Below are 21,454 nucleotides of genomic sequence, written 5' to 3'. Positions count from 1 at the left end.
ATTAAACTTTTCGATATCGTTTAAGCCCAATAATATTTAGAATAGTAAAGAGGGCGATGAAAAGTACGAGAACGGCTAGATCAGGCCAAATGTTCTCCCATCCTTGTCCTTTAATCATAATATTAGTTAATGCATTACCCGCGTAGCTGAGAGGGAAGATGTAAGCAAGATCACGTACCCAGTCTGCCATGGTATCTAAAGGAATCAATCCTGAGAAGAATACCTGTGGGATAACGATCAACGGAATAAACTGAACCATTTGAAATTCCGAACTAGCAAATGTCGAGACAAAAATTCCCACTGACAATGCGGTTAATGCAATAAGAATATTAGTCATTATTACCCATAATAAACTACCGACTATTTGCAGGTCGAGGACATAAATAGAGAAAAAGACGATAATAAAAGTTTGCAGAATCGCAAAAAGACCATAACCGACTAAGTAGCCCATAACAATTTCGCTTCTTTTTACAGGTGTTGCTAGCAATCGCTCTAGTGTTCCGCTGGTTCGCTCGTGAAGAAGGGCGATTCCAGAAATCAAGAAAACAAAGAAGAACACGAAAAATCCAATTAAAATTGGAAAGATTTTATCAAAGAAGGTACTGTTTGCATCACCGTAAACATACGAGTCTTTGATTTTAAAATTTTGAATAGTTATCGGTTTTTGTGCTTGAACAGCTAATTCCTGAAGCTCTTTACTCATCTCTTTCATTTTGTTAGCAGTCAAAATATTTTGAATCATCCCTTTAATTTGGGCAGTACTGCTAGGGTCTTCATTCTCATAGGAAACATGAAGGGTTGATCCGTCAAGAGTGATAAAGGCATCTAAATCATTTTCCTTCATAGTGTCGTGAATATTTTTGATATCGGAATATTTTTTGGTTTTGACTTCATCTGAAGGAAAACTTTTTACTAAAGCGGAGGGAACCGTTTGGTCGACTCCGATTTTGACATGTGTTTCAGAATTGGAATCAAAAACAACGTTCATCAAGGATAAGACAATAACTGGCGCAATCAACATAAGGGCTAACGTTCTCTTATCACGGATTAATTCTTTGACTACACGGGTTAAAATTGCATTAAAGCGCATCATTAGCTTTCCACCTCGGCTTTTAAGAAGACTTCTTCAATTGAATCAGCCTCAAATTTTTGTTTCAACTCAGTAGGGGTTCCAAACGCGAATAGCTTTCCATCGATAATTAATCCGACGTAATCACATTTTTCGGCTTCATCCATGACATGAGTGGTGACAACGATGGCTTTATTCTGATCGGCCAAAGAACGAAGCTGGTCCCAAATTGCCACTCGCAAGCTAGGATCGATTCCTACTGTTGGTTCATCCAAAACGATTAAATCTGGATTGGACAAGAGAGTAGTTGCTAAGGATAGTCGTCGTTTCATTCCACCTGAAAATGTTTTGACAGTTTGGTTTAGAAAATCCGTTAAATTGACTAAGGACATATTTTTATCGATCGCTTGTTTCAGTTTATCCTTTTCCATTCCCATCAGCTGTCCGAAGAAAATCAAATTTTCTTTGGCAGTCAGCTCATTGTATAAAGCATCGCTTTGTCCCATGTAGCCGACACGACCTAAAATTTTTCGATTAGGCATTTTGGTTTCGAAAATGGTCGTTTCCCCTTTGTCTAACTTTTCCATTCCCAGCAAACATTTTATAGTTGTAGACTTTCCAGCACCACTCGGTCCGATCAATCCTAAAATTTTTCCGGATTCAATTGGAAGATTGACATCTTGTAAGACCTCACGCTTATCAAAAGCTTTGTAGGCGTGAGAAATTTTCGCTACAGTATTATTTTCTGTCGTCAAAATATGTTCCTCCTGTTCTTCTTTTCGATTATTCGTTTTATAGTGTTAATGAATTAGATGGGAAAAATGATGGCTGTTAACACAATAGAACGAATATTTTTTCGTACATAATCTATTTACTGAACTGCTAAAAGTCTAGGATAGAGATAGCATAATAGACAGACTGTCTATCATTTTGTACTATATGGATTATAGAACGACGAATTTGTGATGCAAGAAAAGAACTCTAATAATGGACATATTATAAAAAAATGTTCACTATGTTGTGAAAGGATATACCACGTTGAAGGAAAAAGACCTACGTTACTATCGAACTCGTAAAAATATTTTATCGGCAATGACTAGATTGCTACAAACGAAAGCATTTGAGCAGATTACTGTAACGAATATTTGTGAGGAAGCAGAAATCAGCCGCAGCGGTTTTTATCTGCACTATGTAGATAAATACGATTTAGTAGAAGTCAATTTAAAAGAATTTCGGGATCAGGCGAATCAATTTATTTTCTCAAATGCCGATACCAGTAAAACAGCTTTGTTTTCTAATATGTTGGTCTATCTCCAAAGTGATGGTAAGTTAATCGCCGCTTTAATTTCAGAAAATGGATCGGTCGAGGTTCAAAATTATATTAAACGTATGATGCAGGAAAACGCCCGAATCAATATTTTTCCGAAATTAGATTTAAAGATCAAGAATGAGATTGAAGAACATTACGCGTTATTGTTTTTAAGTAATGCGCTGTTTGGTGTTTTACAGGATTGGATCAATCGAGGACAAAAGGAATCACCAGAAGAATTGGTTAGGATAATGGACCGATTAATAACCTTTGATTTTAAGAAATCGGAAAAGCTTTAAAGAGATTCAATGATATGCTCCCTATAAAGTAGACAAGGAAAAAAACGAAAATTCCAAATCTACTTTATAGGGAGCATATCAAATTTTGATACTCTTTAAAGATTTTTTATAATGAATAAAAAAATTGAATTGGCGAAAGTCAACTTAATGCTATACTTAAAATAAAAAAATGAAGGTGGGATTTGATGGTTGATTATGTGACTCTTACTGAAAAAAATATTGCAAATGAACACTTATGTTGTGCGATCTCAGGCAAAAAGCATCAAGAAGGTGTCGATACAAAAAGAGCCTGGCTCAGTGAGCGTTTGTCGGAAGGTCATGTGTTTCGCAAATTGGATGCTAATGGGAAAGTATTTATTGAATATGCACCTTTGGAAACGGCTTGGGTACCGGTAGTTGGAGAAAACTATTTGTATATTTATTGTTTATGGGTTTCTGGTAGTTTTAAAGGACAAGGTCACGGGAAAAATCTGCTGCAGTCTTGCATTGACGATGCTAAGTGTCAAAATAAATCTGGTGTTTGTGTGATCAGTTCCCAAAAAAAGACGCCTTTTTTGACAGATAAAAAATTTGTTGAAAGGCACGGGTTTAAAGTAGTTGATCAAATTGAGGGCGGTTACGAACTTTTAGCATTATCTCTTGATGGAACAGTGCCTGCTTTTTCCGAGACGGCTAGGCAACAGACTATTAATGATCAGGCATTGACGATTTTTTATGGTCAACAATGTCCCTTCATTCCTAATGGTTTAAAAGAGGTGCAGGAATATTGTGAGGAAGAAAAGGTTCCATTGACTCTGATTCCAGTAGACAGCCTTGAAAAAGCAAAAAATCTGCCGGGAATATTCAATAATTGGGCAGTGTATTATCAAGGGAAATTTTTAACGATTCATATGTTGAACAAGAATGTATTAAAAAAATTATTGGCAGGAGTGTGAGTGTAAGAAGTTGAAAAAGTATATTGCCTTTTTACGGGGAGTCAATGTCAGCGGTAAAAATAAAATTGCGATGCCTTTATTGAAAAAAGCCTTTGAGGCAATCGGATTTTCAGAAGTTGCAACGTATATTAATAGCGGGAATGTGCTGTTTTCTAGTGAAAGTGAAGATAGAGAAAAATTGATCCAACAATGTGAAGCAATAATTACTGATCAATTTGATTTAACCATTCCAGTAACTGTTGTGGCTGTTGAAGAACTAGCTGATACCATAATGAATGCACCAGATTGGTGGAATCAGGAGAAGGAAACGGTTCATTACGCTATTTTTCTGATTCCTCCAATGACGGTATCAGAAGTATTTAAAGTAGTTGGTGAAATAAAACCTGATTATGAAAAAATCGCACATCATGGAGAGGTGATTTTCTGGTCGGCACCTCGTCAAACATTCAATAAGGCGCGCTGGTCAAAAATCGCCAGTTCCTCGGTCAATAAACAGGTGACAATCCGTAATGCGAATACGATTAATAAGCTATTATTAATGAATCAATAAAAAATCAAGCAGCCGCTAAACTGCTTGATTTTTTTAGATAAGCGGTAAAATTTCTTGCTGGATAAAATCGATTCGATCGAAAACGTTTTCTTTGAAAAAAGCGGTGATTGCAACAACAAGTTTTTGTTCGTGATCGATGTAAATAATATTGCCACCATCTCCCATCGCCGCAATAATCGGTTTAGAGGGATCAACAATCCACCATAAATAGCCATAATGAAGATCTTCTTGCTCCCAATGACTGTGCTTTTTCTGCATAGCCTCTAACCAGCTTTTTGGAACAATCTGTTGATCGTTCCAAATACCGTTGTTTAAGATTAATTCTCCAAGCTTTATCATATCTCGCGTTGAAAAGGTTAATCCCCAGCCCCCTGCATTCAACCCGGTATCATCTGCGACCCATCCATTTGAGGTGGTCGATTGATTAAATACCATTTGATCTTTAGCGGATTTTAAATGGATGGTTTTCTCGATAGCAATCTCTAATGGTTCGAATAGCTTTTCGCGAGCAAATTCTAAAGTACTTTGATTCGTTGAACGAGCAAGAATCGCAGACAGTAGATCAGGTCCAATCAGCGGTGTGTAGTTAAACTCTCCAATTGGTTGGTGTCCGCCTATTTTTTTTAACGTGAATTTCACCCAATCTTTACTCATAAAATATCTGATATAAGTCAGCGGCCCAGACTTATATTTGTAGGGTGTGGTCATCGTCAGTAAATTATTTAGTGTAATATTTTTGAGCGCTGGATCTTTCGGTTGATATTCAGGGAAATAATCCATTAGCGGACGATTTAAATGATCGATAGAGCCATCATCGTGAGCGATTCCCAATAATAATGATAAAACACTTTTTGCAATTGAATACACATGGATCTTACTGGCTTCATCGCAGCCGTTAAAATACTGTTCATAAATCCTCTGATTATTTTTTTGCACAATAATCCCTGTAATGTTTTCGTGAGTTGTCTCGATTTTCTGTTGAATCAGCTTAAATTCTTTATCGTTCATCGTGTTCCTCCATTTCCGAAGGCGCCTTCTATATTTAGAGTAAGCGGATTAAAAATCATAATCAAGCGTTATTTTAAAAAATTACTTTATATTTTCATCTCAATCCAACTTGAAGGGCATGTATGGAATTTTTATACTTAGTTTTCTATATTCTAAATTAGTTTTTTAGTTTGATTATAATTATTTTACTCAAAAACGGAGCTGGAAACTTACGTATCCTTAGAAGATCAAGCTTGTTTAGAAATCTGGTTGCCGATAAAGAAAATGAAATAGATGATTAATTATTTACTCCTGCATAACCGAATTGAGGAGATTTTGACGCTAAAACGTTTTCGTGATATTGTAAAGTTAGAAGAAGGAAAGCGAGGGATCCCGTATGTTTTATTCATCAATGAAGTAGGAAGCTGCATTTAGACTGTACCTCTGGAGACTAAGGGAGCAGTGTGCAGATTTTCGAAAAATTGGTGAATGTCATCGGGGTTCTTTTTTATGCAAAAAAAGGCTTATTTGTTGTAGGCCTGATTGTCTAAAAAAACACTGTGACCCAGTTTTTCGGAAATAACTGGGTCTTTTGCGTGTTCTGCTTTTCGCAGTTTATTGGAAAAGCATTATCATGCAGGTGGCTTTTGCCAGATATTGAAGGGCACAGTCTAGTAGAATCGTATGAGTATGAAGATAGAACGCGTTCATTTACGCTGAGCTAGCTGTGAGCTTCATTGAAGCTAACATGAGGTGTTTATTATTACAAACATAAAAATTGATCACTTAACCTTTGGCTATGACCAACTTGGATCATTGCTTTTTGATGATACTACATTGACTATTTCTGCTGATTGGAAGCTTGGTTTAGTGGGGAGAAACGGGCGTGGGAAAACAACGTTATTACAGCTATTAAGAGGAGAACTTCCTTATCAAGGAAAAATTACGCATCAGTTACAGATGATCTATTTTCCTAAAAAAATTGAAGATCCTACACAGATAACATATTTTGCTATATCGGAGGAAGAGTTAGAGATTTGGAAAATAGAGCGGGAGTTAACAATGTTGGATTGTGACTTGAATGTGCTTTGGCGTCCATTTTTCACATTGTCTGGTGGCGAGCAAACAAAAGTTCTTCTGGCACTCTTATTTGCTGATGAAAATTCTTTTCCTTTGATTGATGAACCAACGAACCATTTAGATATAAAAGGAAGAGAGCAGGTTGCGAAGTACCTTAAAAAGAAGCAGCAAGGATACATCGTAGTCAGTCATGATCGAACATTTTTAGATCAAACAGTCGATCATATTTTAGCGATCGAAAAAAATCAATTGATTCTTTATCAAGGAAATTTTTCGACCTATGAAGAGCAAAAAGCACAGCGCGATGCCTATGAGCAAATTCAGAATATCAAACTAAAAAAAGAAATAAATCGATTGCATAAGACAGCTAAGGAAAAAGCAGAGTGGTCCTTTACAAGAGAGAAAGATAAAACAAATAAACCTAAGGGATTTATCGATACTGAATATCGAAGAGTTAGTCCAGGCGCGATTGGTGCTGATGCAGCTCGTATGATGAAGCGGTCAAAAGCAATTGTTCAACGAGTGGAAGGGAAAATCAGTGAGAAAGAAAAGTTACTAAAAAATATCGAGTCTATTGATTCCTTAAAAATTTCATACGAAGAAAATTATCATCGACGAATATTCAATGTAGAAAATTTAGTATTGAGATATTCTGACAAACCATTATTTAAACCAATTAGTTTTGAACTATTACGAGGAGAATGTCTAGCGATCATAGGGAGAAATGGAAGCGGAAAAACGTCGTTAATTCAAGCACTTCTGGGAGAGTTTTCAGGCGAAGTTAGTGGTGTGATCCACCGAGCACATGGCTTAAAGATTAGTCGAATAAGACAAAATTATGAAAGCAATGAAGGGACACTAGCAGAGTTTGCGGAAAAAGAGAATTTGGAGTACTCACAATTTTTAAACAATCTGAGAAAACTTGGCATAGAGCGACGAGTATTCAATAATAAAATCCAAGATATGAGTATGGGGCAACGTAAAAAAGTTGAATTAGCAAAATCGTTGTCGCAAGCGGCCAATCTCTATGTTTGGGATGAACCTTTAAATTATCTCGATGTCTTCAATCAAAAGCAAATTTTAGATTTATTGCTTCGCGCAAAGCCTACGATGATTCTGATTGAACATGACGAATATTTTGTGAAAAAGGTTAATGACAAGATGGTGATACTGTAATAAAAGGACCAATTGAGTGGAAAATTCAATTGGTCCTTTAACTATAAAGTTTTACTTAAACGATTGTAAGCGACAATCCCGAAAAGATATTGGATGATTAGTAAGAGCCCCAACCCAATACAAGCGTACTTAGAAAATGGAGAAAAGTAATCTAAGATACTAAGAATGGGAAATAGAAATACTAGAAGGAGCTGTAGCAGTAACATAGCTGTATAAGCTATACGTCCGCTTCTGTCTCTCAACATAATTTTCCGTTCGTCAGTCAGATCGATTGCTTCTTTCTTCAGACGCTTCTCATATTCTGCTTGATGTTTAGAGCTTGACCAATAAAAGTACTTGCCAATCATAATTGCCCCCGGACAAATCCCTGCACCTGCAAAACCCCATAATAAGGATTCTAATTTAAAAGTTGTCGTTAAAGCAATCGTTAAACATACGAATCCAAATAACATGTATAGAATCCCTGTGTAAAGCATTGTTTTTTTCATGATTCCTCCTCCTTTAGCAAAATGGAAAGATACCTATACCAAGAGTAGAATAAATAGGAGACAATGAATAGATTGTAGTTCAATGAGCAAAACATGGAAAGTTTCCTTTCCTTCTCCTTATGATAAGTATAAGTTCATTTTACACGTATGTAAAGTAAACTTTCCATTCAGGAAATTTAGCAATCATCAAATTATTGGGAAAAATATATGATGAAGTTAGATCGAATAAAAAAACAACCAACATAGTCAGCTGGTTGTCGTTTTTATCTTTTTATAAAATGGTGAGTGATACAAATCTTTTCATGTTTGTTATGGTAGAAAGCCTCAAATGCCCTCTTACCGCATTCTGCTAAGTGATGATCGATGGTTGCAAAACCCATCACTTCACTAATCAAAAGATTTTCTCGTCCAATCACTAAAGGTTTTTCACTTTTGTATTGTTGTAAAATTGTGGCAGCGATGCTATCCCCAAAAGTTAAAATGCCATCGACTTTTTGTTTTTTGAAGAAACTAGCTGCTTGCACACCATCTGTAGCAACAATACAATCCCAAAAAATATTCGCCTCATCAAAATCAGGATAGACCTCTTTTGCTTTTTGAATAGAAAATTCTGAGTTGTGACTAATATTTTTACTTCGTCCCAGTGTCATACCAGGATTTTTGATTCCTTTTTCTTTCATATAGCCAAATGCTTCTTTAATCGAATTTTTTAAGTTGATATACACACAGCTTACATCAGCATTAGGAATTTCCTCGCAAAAAATAATTGGTCCGTATTGCAAGTAATCAAGAAAGACTTTGATCGAGTTCGCCTTTGTTGTGACGATTAGCCCATCAAATGCGCGCTTTGAAAATTCAGCTAAATAGCGCTTTTCCAATTCTTGATCATAGTTCGTAGGTAACAAACTAATTTGATACCCGTGGTCAAAAGCCGCCTGCATGATACCACTGAGCATCTGATCATAATAATCATGATTGATAAATGGTAAAATCACACCAATATTTTTGGTTCGTCCATAACTAAGATTTTGCGCAGAACGATTAGGAACGTAATTTAAGTCAGACATGACTTGCAGAACTTTTGCTCGCTTTTCGTCATCAACATATGGATGGTTATTAATAACTCTTGAAATTGTGGAGACTGAGTAGCCGGTGATTTTTGCGATGTCACGGATATTTGCCATGGAATCCCCTCTTTAAAATAAAACTAAGCAGCTAAATGCTCCTTTAGATATTCGATAACTGCTGGTCCAAATTGATAAAATGTGTACCATCGATCTTCATAAAAGAAACTAACGATGGGACAACCTAAAAACTCATTAATAAATAAATGTTTGATTTCACGCAATTTAAGGTTTTGTATAATTGGTCGTTTAAACCCTCGACTTTGAACAAGCCTCAAATGATCTTCAGAAAAATGCAGGGAAACTTGAAAATGCTCTTGTGTATTCTCGTGTTGAACTTTCACATACGTATTCATAAAAATTCCTCCTTTTTTTCTTTACAAAGGAAGTATAATTTATGAAACGAGTTTCATAGCAAGCATTTTATTCCTTTTTTTAGAATAAGGAGAGCTGCTTGCGTTTATCTTCAAACGAATGTAAATAATCAAACACTTCATTACTTCTCCAAAGGATACCATGTTCTTGACAAGTTTCGCCAAAAATCTTCATTAATAGCTCATTATTGGGACTATTGCAGACGTAATTATCACCAAAAGCATATGTATATTTTTGTCTCATTCCTGGGAAATGCTTATCGAATTGCTGATAAAAATATTCACGGTTTCCGGCCCGCATAGTTACACCAAAACCGAAACAAAGGATTCCCTTTACACCAGCTTGAATACAATAATCTAAGATCCCACGTAAATTCTCTTCCGTGTCATTTATGAAAGGAAGGATCGGTGATAACCAAACAACAGTTGGGACGCCAACCTCCTTAAACTTTAATAATGTTTCAAATCGTTCTTTAGTAGTTGAAACGTGAGGTTCGAGAATTTTACACAAGTTCTCATCATAGGTGGTCAAAGTCATTTCCACAACGGCTTTTGTCTTCTGATTGATGGATGTTAGTAGGTCTAAATCACGAAGAATCCGTGAAGACTTCGTTTGGATTGCGACACCAAACTCATACTTATCAATCAACTTCAATGCTCCTTGTGTTAGTTGCAGACGCGACTCTATTTGGATATAGGGGTCAGTCATAGCGCCAGTACCAATCATACAAGGTTTACGACGTCGCTGTAATTCTTGTTCAAAGATTTCTAGGGCATTGGACTTCACTTCAATGTCCTCGAAGATATGATTGATTTGATAACAGTCACTGCGACTATCGCAGTAGATGCAGCCGTGAGTGCATCCTCGAAAAAGGTTCAAACCATTTTTTGCAGATAGAATTGTTTTGTACTCTTTATAATGCATGGGACACCACTTTCTTAAAACACTAAAAAGAACGAACGTTCGCTTATATTATCCCATAAAAATCTACTGTAAACAATCAAAAGTATCAGTATAATATTAGATGGAGGTGCTTTTATTGCTGAAAATTGGGGAATTCTCTCAACTTGGACAAGTATCAATTCGAACATTGCGTCATTACGATGAAATTGATCTGCTTCACCCACAACTAATTGATGAAGAATCTGGTTATCGCTATTATTCAGTAAAGCAATTAGAAATTTTGGCACAAATTGTTTTATTGAAGGACTTAAAGTTTTCTTTAAAAGAAATTAAAAGTTTAATCCAAGAAGATAAAAAGATTTTTACTGCAGCATTATTAAAAAAAGATCGTGAGATTGAAAAAGAAATTCAGCGAGATCGATTTCGCCAACAACAAATCTATCAAATGATCCAGCGAATGGAGCAGAAGGAAAAATATCAAGTAACAATAAGAAAACTTCCTGCTACCAGAGTCATTAGTCTTCGAAAAAAAATCAAAAGTTTTTATCATGAGGGTTTGCTATGGGAGGAATTCATGGACTTGCTAAAAAAACAGGAAATTTTTGTTCCTTCTGAGCCTGAAAAAAGTTTAACTATTTTTCACGATGAGGAATATCTAGAAGAGGACGTAGACATTGAGGTGGCGATTATTTCTGACGAGGAGGGATGCAATCCATTGGAAGTAAGAGAGCTCTCTGAATATGATCAAGCTGCTATCATGCTCGTTAAGGGAAATTACCATCAACTTCCAGAAGCTTATCGATCCTTTGCCGAATGGCTAGACAAACATCCAGAATTTGAAATGATAAAAACAACTCGACAAATTTGTCATATTGGGCCAGAACATACTGATAATCCAGAAGAATTTCTAACCGAACTACAAATTCCATTGATCCCCTTGACTCTCACGTAACGTAAGGATTTATCTTCTAATTAGAGGTCGCGACTCAAAAAAAATTAGGAGATGTAGGTTTGATTAATGGCTATTTAGATAGAATTAAAAATAATAGATAATTCTTACTTATTACTAAACTGTTCGTTATCATTTTTTATTGTTCTAAATACGGAGGCCTACTAATCCGAGTGGGGAGATATTATGGAAATTAGAGAAATTGGAAAAGTAAAACAGATGGATACAGGAGTCTATCTAGAAGTGTTACCTGAATATCAAGAGGGTCTTATAGGATTAGATGATTTCAGTCATCTTTATGTTTTGTACTGGTTTCACCATTTAGATATTCCGGAACTTAGAGGAGTGACTGTAAGCAAGCCTTATACAAATGGGCCAGACGAACTGGGAACATTTGCGACGCGAGGCCCCGTAAGACCCAACCCAATCGCATTATCTGCCGCAAAAATTATGAATATTCAGGGAAATAAAGTGTATTTGGAATACCTTGATGCAGAGGATGACAGTCCTATTCTGGATATTAAGCCCTATACAGCAAGTTCAGATATTTTAGAGACCTTCACAGGTCCAGAGTGGTGTAAGCATTGGCCGCAAAGTTTTGAAAGCTCAGGAGATTTTGATTGGGAAGCAGAATTCAATTTTACAGATTAAAGGAAGAAGTCTCAGAAATGAGGCTTCTTTTTTTGAATTTTGATAAAACAATTCGATAGAGTGTTTCATCGTTGATAAATAAATCAAATGGTGCTATATTGTCAAATGTAAGTGATACAGATTTTAAGGAGATGTAATACAGTGAGTAGTAAAGGATCAGAAATCATTGTTAAAAGTTTAGAAAACCATAACGTACCGTTTATCTTTGGGATCCCTGGTGCCAAGATTGATGGTGTGTTTGATACATTAGAGGATCACGGACCAAAATTAATTTTGGCACGTCACGAACAAAACGCTGCTTTTATGGCTCAAGCTATTGGACGATTAACTGGAGAACCAGGAGTAGTGATTGCTACAAGCGGCCCCGGCGCAAGTAATCTAGCGACCGGTTTAGTTACAGCAACAGCGGAAGGGGATCCAGTATTAGCTTTAGCTGGACAAGTAAAACGCTCAGACCTTTCTAAGTTAACTCATCAAAGCATGGATAACGCCGCGCTGTTCGCGCCAATTACAAAATATAGTTCAGAAATACAGGATCCAGAAACATTATCTGAAAACATCGCAAATGCTTATCGCATTGCCAAGACTGCCAAAAAAGGTGCAAGCTTCTTATCCATCCCTCAAGATGTGACGGATGGAGAGGTTAACGGAGATGCGATCAATCCGCTATCAGCGCCGATATTGGGATCAGCTTCTGATGAAGATATTGTTGATTTAGTAAAACGTATCAGTGATGCGAAGCTGCCGACACTACTCGTCGGAATGCGTGCTTCTGGTAAAAAAGAAACAGCGGCTATCCGAAAATTAGTAGAAAAAACAGGTTTGCCTGTGGTTGAGACTTTCCAAGGTGCCGGGATTATTTCTAGGGAATTAGAGAACCGTTTCTTTGGTCGCGTGGGATTATTCCGTAATCAACCGGGAGATATGTTGCTGAAGCGCAGTGATCTTGTTTTAGCGATTGGTTACGATCCAATTGAGTATGAAGCAAGAAACTGGAATGCAGAAAAGGATGCGCGTATTGTGGTCATCGATGAAGTGCCTATGGAAATTGATCAATACATGCAACCAGAAGCAGAGCTAATTGGTAGCATTGAAAAAACAATTGAAAAACTAAGCGAAACAATTGAATCGTATCAGTTGTCTGCTGATGCTGAACATTATTTATCTACGCTGCAAGAAAAATTAACCAATGGCAATAGCAAAATTAAAACAGTTGAAGGTCGAGTACATCCACTAGAAGTGATTGAGACCTTACAAAAAAATGTAACAGATGATATGACTGTGACTGTGGATGTGGGTAGTCATTATATTTGGATGGCTCGTCATTTTCGCAGCTACGAACCACGTCACTTACTATTTAGTAATGGGATGCAGACATTAGGTGTTGCTCTACCATGGGCGATATCTTCTGCACTGGTTCGACCTAATACACAAATTTTTTCAATTTCTGGAGATGGGGGTTTCTTGTTTTCGGCACAAGAATTAGAGACAGCCGTTCGTTTGAAACAAAAAATTATTCATTTGATTTGGAATGATGGCAGCTACAACATGGTGGAATTCCAAGAAGAAATGAAATATGATCGTTCTTCAGGCGTTCATTTCGGACCTGTTGATTTTGTAAAATATGCGGAAGCTTTTGGAGCAAAGGGTCTGCGTGCAACATCAAATACGGAGTTGGAAGCAGCGATCCAAGAAGGTTTAGCAACAGATGGACCTGTGGTTATTGATATCCCTATTGATTATACAGACAACAAAGAATTAGGGAAGACAATTTTACCGGATCAATTTTATTAAGATACGAATTATATAAACCAAACGGCATCGTTATCTCAATTAACTGTGAACAATAAGCTGACTAATAGTTGTGAGAGTAATAGGAAGGGATTATTATGATAGTGAAAACAAAAAGTTATATCTACCAACATGGAACATTGGGTGGGTTAATGCAAGATTTGATGGAGGGTACAGAAAAAATTGGTACATTATCAAATTACGGAAATTTTGGTCTAGGAACGTTAGAGGGATCAAACGGAGAGGTTATCTTTCTAGATGGTATTATTTATCATGCTGATGAAACGGGAAAAATCAACCAATTATCTGGTGAAGAGTTGACGCCATATGCTGCAGTAACGAATTTTGAATCGGATGTAAATTACTCCTTATCTAATGTTACTGACGATACTGTTAAAAATTGGATATTAGACCAAATTAGTCACAATTTATTTGCAGCGGTCAAAATAGAAGGCTTGTTTAAAAACATGCATGTGCGTGTTGCACCAAAACAAGAAAAACCGTATCCACGTTTTGTAGAAATTGCTCGAAACCAGCCAGAGTTTGAAGCAGAAGATATAACCGGTACAATTGTAGGATTTTTTACACCCGGATTATTTCATGGAGCCGCCGCAGCAGGCTTTCATCTTCACTTTATTAGTGATGATCGTAAATTCGGCGGTCATGTATTAGATTTCCAATTAAGTGAAGGTTCGGTCAATCTGATGGAGTTAGCAGAATTTCGTCAACATTTTCCAACAGAAAATGCAGCCTATTTAAAAAATGAAATTAAATTAGACCAGATTACGAAAGATATTGAAGAAGCCGAATAAAAATACCGCACCTGTTCAGGTGCGGTATTTTTATGGCTCTATAATTTCTAGGACTGATAGAAAATCATTCTTTCTAGCAAAATAAAAGTGTGAAACAGGAATCAGATACAGTCTGACCATTCTTGTTCCACACTTTTTAAATCATATTAAATACCTAATAGTGGGGCAGGATTAACGAAGCCTGACCATAAAGCAGTTGAAACTCCTAAGTGTAGATGGACACCAGTTGAGTTGCCTGTTGTTCCCATGCCACCTAATACTTGGCCGGCACTTACTTCAGAACCAACACCAACACTTGGCGCAGAGACCATATGCATGTAATAAGAGTAGTAACCATCTGGATGTTGAATGACCACATGATTCCCTGCAGACCAGTGGAAGCCAGCCTCAACAACTTTTCCACCTTTAGAAGCCATGATTGGTGTGCCAGCAGAACCAGCGAAGTCGATACCGTCATGCTGGGTACCAGAAGCTCCAGTAGGGTCTTGACGAGGTCCGAATGGACTAGTAACTACTAAACCAATTGATAGAGGAGAAGCCCAGCCGCTACTGTTTGTAGCGGGTTTTGACTCTGTTTCTGTTGTAACCATTGGATTCGTTGTTACTTGACTTGCGCTTGTATCTGTGACTGTTTGAGCTTGCTCTTGCTGCTGTTTCGCTTGCTGTTCTTGCTGTTGAGCTTCTAATTGAGCGATTTCCGCTTCTTGTTTTTGTTTAGCAGTCTCAGCCTCAGCAGCTTGCTTTTCCGCTTCTTCCGCTGCTTTTTGAGCTTCTTCTGCGGCTTTTTTCGCTTGTTTCTCAGCTTCGGCTTGTGCTTTAGCACGCGCTTCTTCTTCTTTCTTGCGTTGTTCTTCTAAAGCCTTCAATGCTTCTTGGCGTTTTTTTTCTGCTTCTTCTTTTTGTTTTTCATATTTTTCTTTTTGACCTTTTTCTGTTGCAATGCTTGCTTGAATCTCATTGATTTTCACTTGCTGATCCAATTTCGTTTGTACCAGTTGGTCTTGTTTTTCCTTTAATTCAGCAGTTTTCTTATTAATTACTACTAAACGTTGCTCCGCTTCTTTTTCAAGCTTTTCAAGCTCAGCTTTATCTTTTGTTTGTTGTTCCATGATATTTTTACTAGCTGTTAAAATAGTAGAGACAGCCATGGTTTTCTTCACAGCTTCACCAACTGATTTAGAGTTGATTACGGCATCCACGATAGAAGCAGAATCATGCTTGGTTTGAACATCTCTTGCTTGATTACGAATCTGTTCTTCACGTTTTTGAATTTTTTCTTGAAGGACACCAATCTTAGCAGTTAAGTCACTCATTTTCTTTTCTTCATTGGTTTTTTCTTTCAAGACTTCGCTAACTTCTTTTTCTACAGCTGCAACTTGTTGTTCTACAGCCGCTTTTTGATCCTCAGCAGATTGCTCTGTTTGCTGCAACTCAGAGATTTTTTTATCTTGATCGGCAATCTTTTGATCATATTCATCTGCTAAGACGCTCAATGGAGTACTAGTTAATGTTAAGGCACATAAAGTTAGCGCCGTATATTTTTTCAACTTAATCAATGGATTCCCTCACTTTTTTCATCTTTCGGATTCAATTATATAAGAAGATATGAGCAAAAACTTTAAAGTATTTGAATTTTTATCTAACCGTATAGTTTGTAATGAGAATGAAATATTTAAATGTAAAAATAAGCAATAAATCACTTGACAGAATGTCAATTTGGTGAGCGAGTTAAAGTTTTTTCTTTGAATAACTCTTTATAGTTAATGGAGTTATTCATTAAGTTAGGGTAGAATAAACCAAAAGTTATTAGTTTACTAAGGATTCGATATTTCAAATAAACTATTAACTAAATATATTTGTATAAAAATGGGGGTACCTTTATGACTTGGAAAAATCAGGAAGCGAAAGAGGAAGCATATAAACTGTTGCTATTACAACAAAAAGCATTATTGGAAGGTGAAACAGATTTAATAGCAAACTTAGCAAATTCATCTGCATTATTAAATCAAACGTTGCAAGACACAGTTTTTGCTGGGTACTATTTGTTCAAAAATGATGAGTTGGTCTTGGGGCCATTTCAAGGGAATGTTTCCTGTGTCCATATCGCGATGGGAAAAGGAGTTTGTGGAGAAGCAGCTGAAAAAAATCAAACATTCATTGTTGATAATGTATTAGAACACAAAAATTACATTGCCTGTGATTCTGCTGCTCGTTCGGAAATTGTTGTACCTATGAAGAAGGGGAATAGCTTAATTGGTGTATTAGACTTAGACAGTTCGGAAATTGGTATGTACGATCAAATTGACAGATTTTATTTAGAGCAATATGTCTCATTATTATTAGAAAATATCGGTTAAAATTACGAATGTTGCTTAAAAACACGCTTATTTCATAAATAACACCCTTAATGTGGCTTTTTAATCCGCTTAATGCTACTATATAAGTGTAGTATAAAACATTAATGAGGTGGTTGAATGAATAAAGAAGCGATTATTGTAGGGGAAAGCTATGAGTGCCGTAAAACTGATTTTGCTCGGCCGATCATTGGAGAAGTAATCCGTAAAGAGAGTAACGGCTGTATCGTAAATGTTGAACGATTTTACGGATTGGATGCAGATAAGATTGACCAAGTAAATGGGCAAGTGTTGATCAAATATAGTGAAGTTGCTGGAATCATTTCTAAAGAATGTTTCTTTAGTTAAAAAGACCGTCCTGTTAAAAAAGCACTCAGAATGATTTTCTGAGTGCTTTTTTGATGTGTCATAATAAAACTATTTTGGCCACATTATTTAAATAACGGCACCTTTTTTATTATAAACTATAAAAAAAGAGAATAACGGAGCTAAAATCCTTTTTTAAATGGCTTATTACTTAGAAATAAACGCATGTAACACCCATGACGAACGTGATATCATGGGTGTTTGCTTTATTTTATAGTTTTTCATAGATAAAGGAAGTTAAGTAATTTGCAAATTCAGTTGTAGACAGTTCATCGATATTCAGCATTTGAGCGAAATCATGAGTCATTTTTTGTTTCTGGAGTGCTTGTTCAATAGCTTTCACAATTTTTTGACTTGCTTCAAACCACCCAAGGTGATCTAGCATCATCGTTGCTGACAAAAGTAGAGAACAAGGATTAGCCCAGCCCTTCCCAGCAATATCTGGGGCAGTGCCGTGAGTTGCTTCAAAAATAGCGTGCCCAGTTTTGTAATTAATGTTGGCACCTGGGGAAATGCCTATACCACCAACTTGAGCAGCTAAAGCATCTGAAATATAGTCACCATTTAAATTGGTAGTAGCTACTACTTGATATTTCTCGGGATAAAGCAGAATTTGTTGCAGAAAGTTATCAGCAATTACATCATCGACAATAATCTTTCCTGAAGCCTGGGCATCTGCTAATGCTTTCTCTGCTTTTTCAATTGTTGAATCTGCAGAGATATTTTTATAATGATTCATGGTGAAGGCTTGAGGATAATTTTTTTCAATAAAATCATAACCCCAATTTTTAAACCCACCTTCTGTAAATTTCATAATGTTTCCCTTATGAATTAATGTGACTCGTTTTTTTCCTTGTTCAATCGCATAGTCTAACGCAGCGGCTACCAATCGTTTACTGCCTTCTTGGGAAATCGGTTTGATTCCTAGCGCACTAGTTGCAGGAAAACGAACTTTGGTGACAGAGAACTGGTCTGTCAAAAAATTCATAAGCTTTTCAACTTCTTCGGAATCTTTAGCAAATTCAATACCCGCATACACATCTTCCGTATTTTCACGAAAAATGGTCATGTTCGTTTTCTCAGGTTCCTTCAAAGGTGATGGAACTCCTTTAAAATAGCGTACGGGTCTAACACAAGCGTAGAGATCCAACTCTTGGCGCAAAGTGACATTCAACGAGCGAAAGCCTTCTCCAATTGGAGTCGTTAATGGCCCTTTTATAGCGATCTTATGCTTTTTGATAGCTTCCAGTGTTTCATCTGGAAGCCAAGTACTTTTTTCATTGAAAGCTTTTTCGCCAGCAAGAATTTCTAGCCAATCAATTTTGCGTTCATCCGAATATGCTGAGGAGACCGCTGCATCAACAACTTGTTTTGTAGCTTGCCAGATTTCTGGGCCGATTCCATCGCCTTCAATATAGGGGATGACTGGATTGAATGTGTATGTCATTAAGCTTGCTCCTTTTGCATTTTTTTGTTGATAACAAGTGGTAAAATACCCTGATTTTTCCAATAAGCAATGTCTGCTTCGGAATCGAAACGTAATTTTACTTGGAAGGCGATATCTTTTTCGCCTTTGGCAGTCACGTGAATGATTTGATTGATCTCTGGTTCTGCAGGAAGAGCAAAACTGTAGCTTTCCAAACCGTTCAAACCGAGTGTTTCTGCTGATTCACCTGCAAGATATTCAAAAGGAATAACGCCCATCATGACAAGGTTACTACGATGAATTCGTTCATAACTCTCAGCCAGTACTGCTTTGACTCCTAAAAGATTTGTTCCTTTAGCAGCCCAGTCGCGGGAAGAACCCATGCCGTAATCTTTACCAGCAAGAATAATTGTCCCAATACCTTCGTTTTGATAGCGCATAGCAGCATCGTAAATCGAAAGCTCCTCTCCTGTATTAGAAAGCTTCGTATATCCCCCTGTTGTATCAGGGACTAGTTGGTTTTGAATACGGATATTTCCAAATGTACCACGCATCATTACCTCGTGGTTTCCACGTCTTGATCCAAAAGAGTTAAATTCTTTATAAGTCAATCCATGTTCTTTTAGGTATTTACCGGCAGGTGATTGAAGTCCAATGTTACCCGCTGGTGAAATGTGGTCTGTTGTTACTGTATCTCCGAATTTAGCCAATACTTGGAGATTTATCAATGAATTATTCTTATTTTCTTGATCGAGATTTGTAAAGAAAGGGGGATTAGCGATATAAGTCGACGTATCATCCCAGTCGTAACAATCACCATCTGAGGTTTCGATTTTGTTCCAACGTTCATTTGATTGATAAACATTCTTATATGCTTCTCTAAAATCTTCGGGATTTAAAAAATTATTGATATAATTATTTACCTCTTCTTGAGAAGGCCATAGGTCAGCTAAATAAATTTCTTTTCCGTTAACTTCAGCAAGTGCTTCTTTTGTTAAATCCTTTTTGATAGAGCCAGCTAAAGCATAGGCGATTACTAATGGCGGTGAGGCTAAATAGTTCGCCTTGATTAATGGATGAATACGTCCCTCAAAATTTCGATTCCCCGACAAAACAGCGGAAACAACGAGCTCACTTTCTTTTAAAGTAGTTTCAATCTCATCATCTAAAGGGCCGGAGTTACCAATACATGTCGTGCAGCCATAACCCACAATATCAAAGCCTAGTTTAGCTAAAGGATCTAGCAAGTTGCCTTTTTCTAAATACTGCGTCACAATCTTTGAACCTGGGGCCAAAGAAGTTTTGATAGTTGACGGAACTTTTAGTCCCAGTTCAACCGCTTTTTTAGCTAACAAGCCAGCAGCTATCATGACAGACGGGTTACTAGTATTTGTACAACTAGTAATAGCCGCTAAAGCTAAATCGCCAGTTTCAATAAATTGATCGGTCCCTTGAATTGTTTCTTTCCGAGTGAATTCTTCCGGTGTTAGGCCAAAGCCTTTCGGTCCACTTGGGTTTGTTAACGATGATTCAAAATTGTCAGCGACATCTGCTAACGGAATACGATCCTGAGGTCTCTTAGGGCCAGCGACAGAAGAGTGTACTGTTGACAGATCTAACTCTATGATACGTGTATATACAGGAGTTTCACTTCCATCATAAAATAGTTGATTTTTCTTTGCATACGCTTCGACTAACTCAACTTGCTCGGAGGAACGACCTGTTAAACGAAGGTAGCTTAAGGTTTCTTCGTCAATCGGACAGAAACCGCAGGTAGCACCATATTCAGGTGCCATATTTGCAATTGTTGCTCGGTCGGAAAGACTGAGTGTTTTATAGCCAGAGCCAAAATATTCAACAAATTTACCTACTACTTTTTCATTACGCAGGAGTTCAGTTAAATAAAGTGCTAAATCTGTTGCTGTTGCTCCTGGGCTTAACGTTCCAGTTAATTCTACTCCAATGACTTCAGGAGTAGGAAAATAGGAGGCCTCGCCTAGGATAGCAGCTTCCGCCTCAATCCCTCCGACACCCCAACCCAGTACTCCTAATCCATTAATCATTGTGGTATGAGAATCTGTTCCTTCGAGAGAATCGGGATAAAGTAGATTCTGATCATTTTTTAAAATTACATCTGAAAGATATTCAAGGTTAACCTGATGGATGATCCCGGTCTCTGGAGGAACCACCTCAAAGTTATCAAAGGCTTGTTGGGCCCATTTGAGAAATTGATAGCGTTCGTGGTTTCGTTCAAACTCTTTTTCGGTATTGTAGGATAAACTGTCTTTTGTACCTGCGCAGTCCACCTGTACAGAGTGGTCCACAACCAATGTTACTGGAATTTCAGGGTTGATTACTCTAGGATTTCCCCCTAGTTTAACAACAGCATCACGCATAGCAGCGAGATCCACTACTGCTGGAACACCTGTAAAGTCTTGTAAAACGACTCGTGACGGACGAAAAGGAACAACGCCTGTCGGCTCCTTTGCATTAAAAGCAATTAGATTCTCTAAATCAACCAATTCATTGTGCCGCGCTAAGCTTTCTAGTAAGACTCTTATGCTGAATGGATAATCAGCAATCCTTTTCTGGTAAGCACTGACAATTTCTGAAAGATCGTAGTATGTATAATGTTCGTTATTCACAGTAAGCTCTTTTTTCCAATTCAATACAAAATACCTCCTAATTACGTTATCATTTAAAATCAGATGGGTTTATTATACGAATAAAAAAAAAGAAAGTAAATGAAATTATTAAAAGTATTTCATTTTACGCCAATGGTGTTATAATGTTTCTTAACCCGATTGTAA

General features: G+C 37.0%; 20 protein-coding genes. 10 read left to right on the top strand and 10 right to left on the bottom strand.

Features of this window, described 5'->3' with window-relative positions; all coding sequences use genetic code 11:
- Position 1 precedes the first annotated feature (1 nt).
- Both IGI50_RS09620 and IGI50_RS09615 read right to left on the bottom strand, forming a co-directional pair.
- Entirely contained in the window at positions 2-1,093 is a 1,092-nt protein-coding gene (locus tag IGI50_RS09620; RefSeq protein WP_438776821.1) for an ABC transporter permease, read from the bottom strand.
- Positions 1,093-1,824, bottom strand: a complete 732-nt coding sequence (locus IGI50_RS09615) for an ABC transporter ATP-binding protein (protein WP_438776820.1) — start codon at positions 1,822-1,824, stop codon at positions 1,093-1,095. The genes IGI50_RS09620 and IGI50_RS09615 overlap by 1 nt, the downstream gene beginning before the upstream one ends.
- A 283-nt stretch (positions 1,825-2,107) precedes the next feature.
- Here IGI50_RS09615 and IGI50_RS09610 point away from each other — a divergent pair, with 283 nt between their 5' ends.
- The 3 genes from IGI50_RS09610 (at position 2,108) to IGI50_RS09600 (ending at position 4,162) form a co-directional block, all read left to right on the top strand.
- On the top strand, positions 2,108-2,677 hold the full coding sequence (locus IGI50_RS09610) for a TetR/AcrR family transcriptional regulator C-terminal domain-containing protein (RefSeq protein ID WP_438776819.1): 570 nt from the start codon (positions 2,108-2,110) through the stop codon (positions 2,675-2,677).
- Positions 2,678-2,862: 185 nt separating this feature from the next.
- Positions 2,863-3,612, top strand: coding sequence for a GNAT family N-acetyltransferase (locus IGI50_RS09605; RefSeq protein ID WP_438776818.1), 750 nt, complete (start codon positions 2,863-2,865; stop codon positions 3,610-3,612).
- A gap of 10 nt (positions 3,613-3,622) precedes the next feature.
- Positions 3,623-4,162, top strand: a complete 540-nt coding sequence (locus IGI50_RS09600; protein WP_438776817.1) for a DUF1697 domain-containing protein — start codon at positions 3,623-3,625, stop codon at positions 4,160-4,162.
- A 33-nt stretch (positions 4,163-4,195) separates the two neighbouring features.
- Here the strand turns inward: IGI50_RS09600 and IGI50_RS09595 are convergent, their stop codons facing one another.
- Entirely contained in the window at positions 4,196-5,170 is a 975-nt protein-coding gene (locus tag IGI50_RS09595) for a serine hydrolase domain-containing protein (protein WP_438776816.1), read from the bottom strand.
- A gap of 741 nt (positions 5,171-5,911) precedes the next feature.
- Here IGI50_RS09595 and abc-f point away from each other — a divergent pair.
- Positions 5,912-7,405, top strand: coding sequence for a ribosomal protection-like ABC-F family protein (gene abc-f, locus IGI50_RS09590; protein WP_438777585.1), 1,494 nt, complete (start codon positions 5,912-5,914; stop codon positions 7,403-7,405).
- A 41-nt stretch (positions 7,406-7,446) separates the two neighbouring features.
- Here the strand turns inward: abc-f and IGI50_RS09585 are convergent, their stop codons facing one another.
- The 4 genes from IGI50_RS09585 to IGI50_RS09570 form a co-directional block, all read right to left on the bottom strand.
- Positions 7,447-7,893 (bottom strand): hypothetical protein, encoded by a 447-nt coding sequence (locus IGI50_RS09585; RefSeq protein WP_438776815.1) that lies wholly within the window; start codon positions 7,891-7,893, stop codon positions 7,447-7,449.
- A 263-nt stretch (positions 7,894-8,156) separates the two neighbouring features.
- On the bottom strand, positions 8,157-9,077 hold the full coding sequence (locus IGI50_RS09580; protein ID WP_438776814.1) for a LacI family DNA-binding transcriptional regulator: 921 nt from the start codon (positions 9,075-9,077) through the stop codon (positions 8,157-8,159).
- 23 nt (positions 9,078-9,100) lie between these two features.
- On the bottom strand, positions 9,101-9,373 hold the full coding sequence (locus IGI50_RS09575; RefSeq protein ID WP_438776813.1) for a hypothetical protein: 273 nt from the start codon (positions 9,371-9,373) through the stop codon (positions 9,101-9,103).
- Between the two features lie 79 nt (positions 9,374-9,452).
- The gene (locus tag IGI50_RS09570; protein WP_438776812.1) at positions 9,453-10,316 is read right to left on the bottom strand and encodes an SPL family radical SAM protein; all 864 of its coding nucleotides are present in this window, start codon (positions 10,314-10,316) and stop codon (positions 9,453-9,455) included.
- A 106-nt stretch (positions 10,317-10,422) separates the two neighbouring features.
- Here IGI50_RS09570 and IGI50_RS09565 point away from each other — a divergent pair, with 106 nt between their 5' ends.
- From IGI50_RS09565 to budA, 4 genes are all read left to right on the top strand, one after another.
- Positions 10,423-11,247 (top strand): MerR family transcriptional regulator, encoded by an 825-nt coding sequence (locus IGI50_RS09565; protein WP_438777584.1) that lies wholly within the window; start codon positions 10,423-10,425, stop codon positions 11,245-11,247.
- A gap of 183 nt (positions 11,248-11,430) precedes the next feature.
- Positions 11,431-11,895: a tRNA (N6-threonylcarbamoyladenosine(37)-N6)-methyltransferase TrmO gene (gene tsaA / locus IGI50_RS09560; protein WP_218255836.1), complete on the top strand. Its 465-nt coding sequence runs from the start codon at positions 11,431-11,433 to the stop codon at positions 11,893-11,895.
- Between the two features lie 141 nt (positions 11,896-12,036).
- Positions 12,037-13,689 (top strand): acetolactate synthase AlsS, encoded by a 1,653-nt coding sequence (alsS, locus tag IGI50_RS09555; RefSeq protein ID WP_438776811.1) that lies wholly within the window; start codon positions 12,037-12,039, stop codon positions 13,687-13,689.
- A 95-nt stretch (positions 13,690-13,784) separates the two neighbouring features.
- Positions 13,785-14,498 (top strand): acetolactate decarboxylase, encoded by a 714-nt coding sequence (gene budA, locus IGI50_RS09550; RefSeq protein WP_438776810.1) that lies wholly within the window; start codon positions 13,785-13,787, stop codon positions 14,496-14,498.
- Positions 14,499-14,644: 146 nt separating this feature from the next.
- On the opposite strand, the gene IGI50_RS09545 is transcribed toward budA, so the two are convergent.
- Positions 14,645-16,054, bottom strand: a complete 1,410-nt coding sequence (locus IGI50_RS09545) for a peptidoglycan DD-metalloendopeptidase family protein (protein ID WP_438776809.1) — start codon at positions 16,052-16,054, stop codon at positions 14,645-14,647.
- Positions 16,055-16,378: 324 nt separating this feature from the next.
- On the opposite strand from IGI50_RS09545, the gene IGI50_RS09540 reads away from it, so the two are divergent.
- Both IGI50_RS09540 and IGI50_RS09535 read left to right on the top strand, forming a co-directional pair.
- Positions 16,379-16,855: a GAF domain-containing protein gene (locus IGI50_RS09540; RefSeq protein ID WP_218255831.1), complete on the top strand. Its 477-nt coding sequence runs from the start codon at positions 16,379-16,381 to the stop codon at positions 16,853-16,855.
- Between the two features lie 117 nt (positions 16,856-16,972).
- Positions 16,973-17,200: a hypothetical protein gene (locus IGI50_RS09535; protein WP_010746156.1), complete on the top strand. Its 228-nt coding sequence runs from the start codon at positions 16,973-16,975 to the stop codon at positions 17,198-17,200.
- A 229-nt stretch (positions 17,201-17,429) separates the two neighbouring features.
- Here the strand turns inward: IGI50_RS09535 and icd are convergent, their stop codons facing one another.
- A complete protein-coding gene (gene icd, locus IGI50_RS09530) occupies positions 17,430-18,665 on the bottom strand; it encodes an NADP-dependent isocitrate dehydrogenase (RefSeq protein WP_438776808.1) in 1,236 nt (411 codons plus the stop codon).
- On the bottom strand, positions 18,665-21,313 hold the full coding sequence (acnA, locus tag IGI50_RS09525) for an aconitate hydratase AcnA (protein WP_438776807.1): 2,649 nt from the start codon (positions 21,311-21,313) through the stop codon (positions 18,665-18,667). Before acnA ends, icd begins: the two co-directional genes overlap by 1 nt.
- Positions 21,314-21,454: the final 141 nt, after the last annotated feature.

This window comes from Enterococcus sp. DIV0170, assembly GCF_051710765.1.
Classification (GTDB): Bacteria; Bacillota; Bacilli; order Lactobacillales; family Enterococcaceae; genus Enterococcus_A; species Enterococcus_A raffinosus.
Note: the sequence above shows the minus strand (reverse complement) of the source record. Positions and strands in the feature narration are given on the sequence as shown.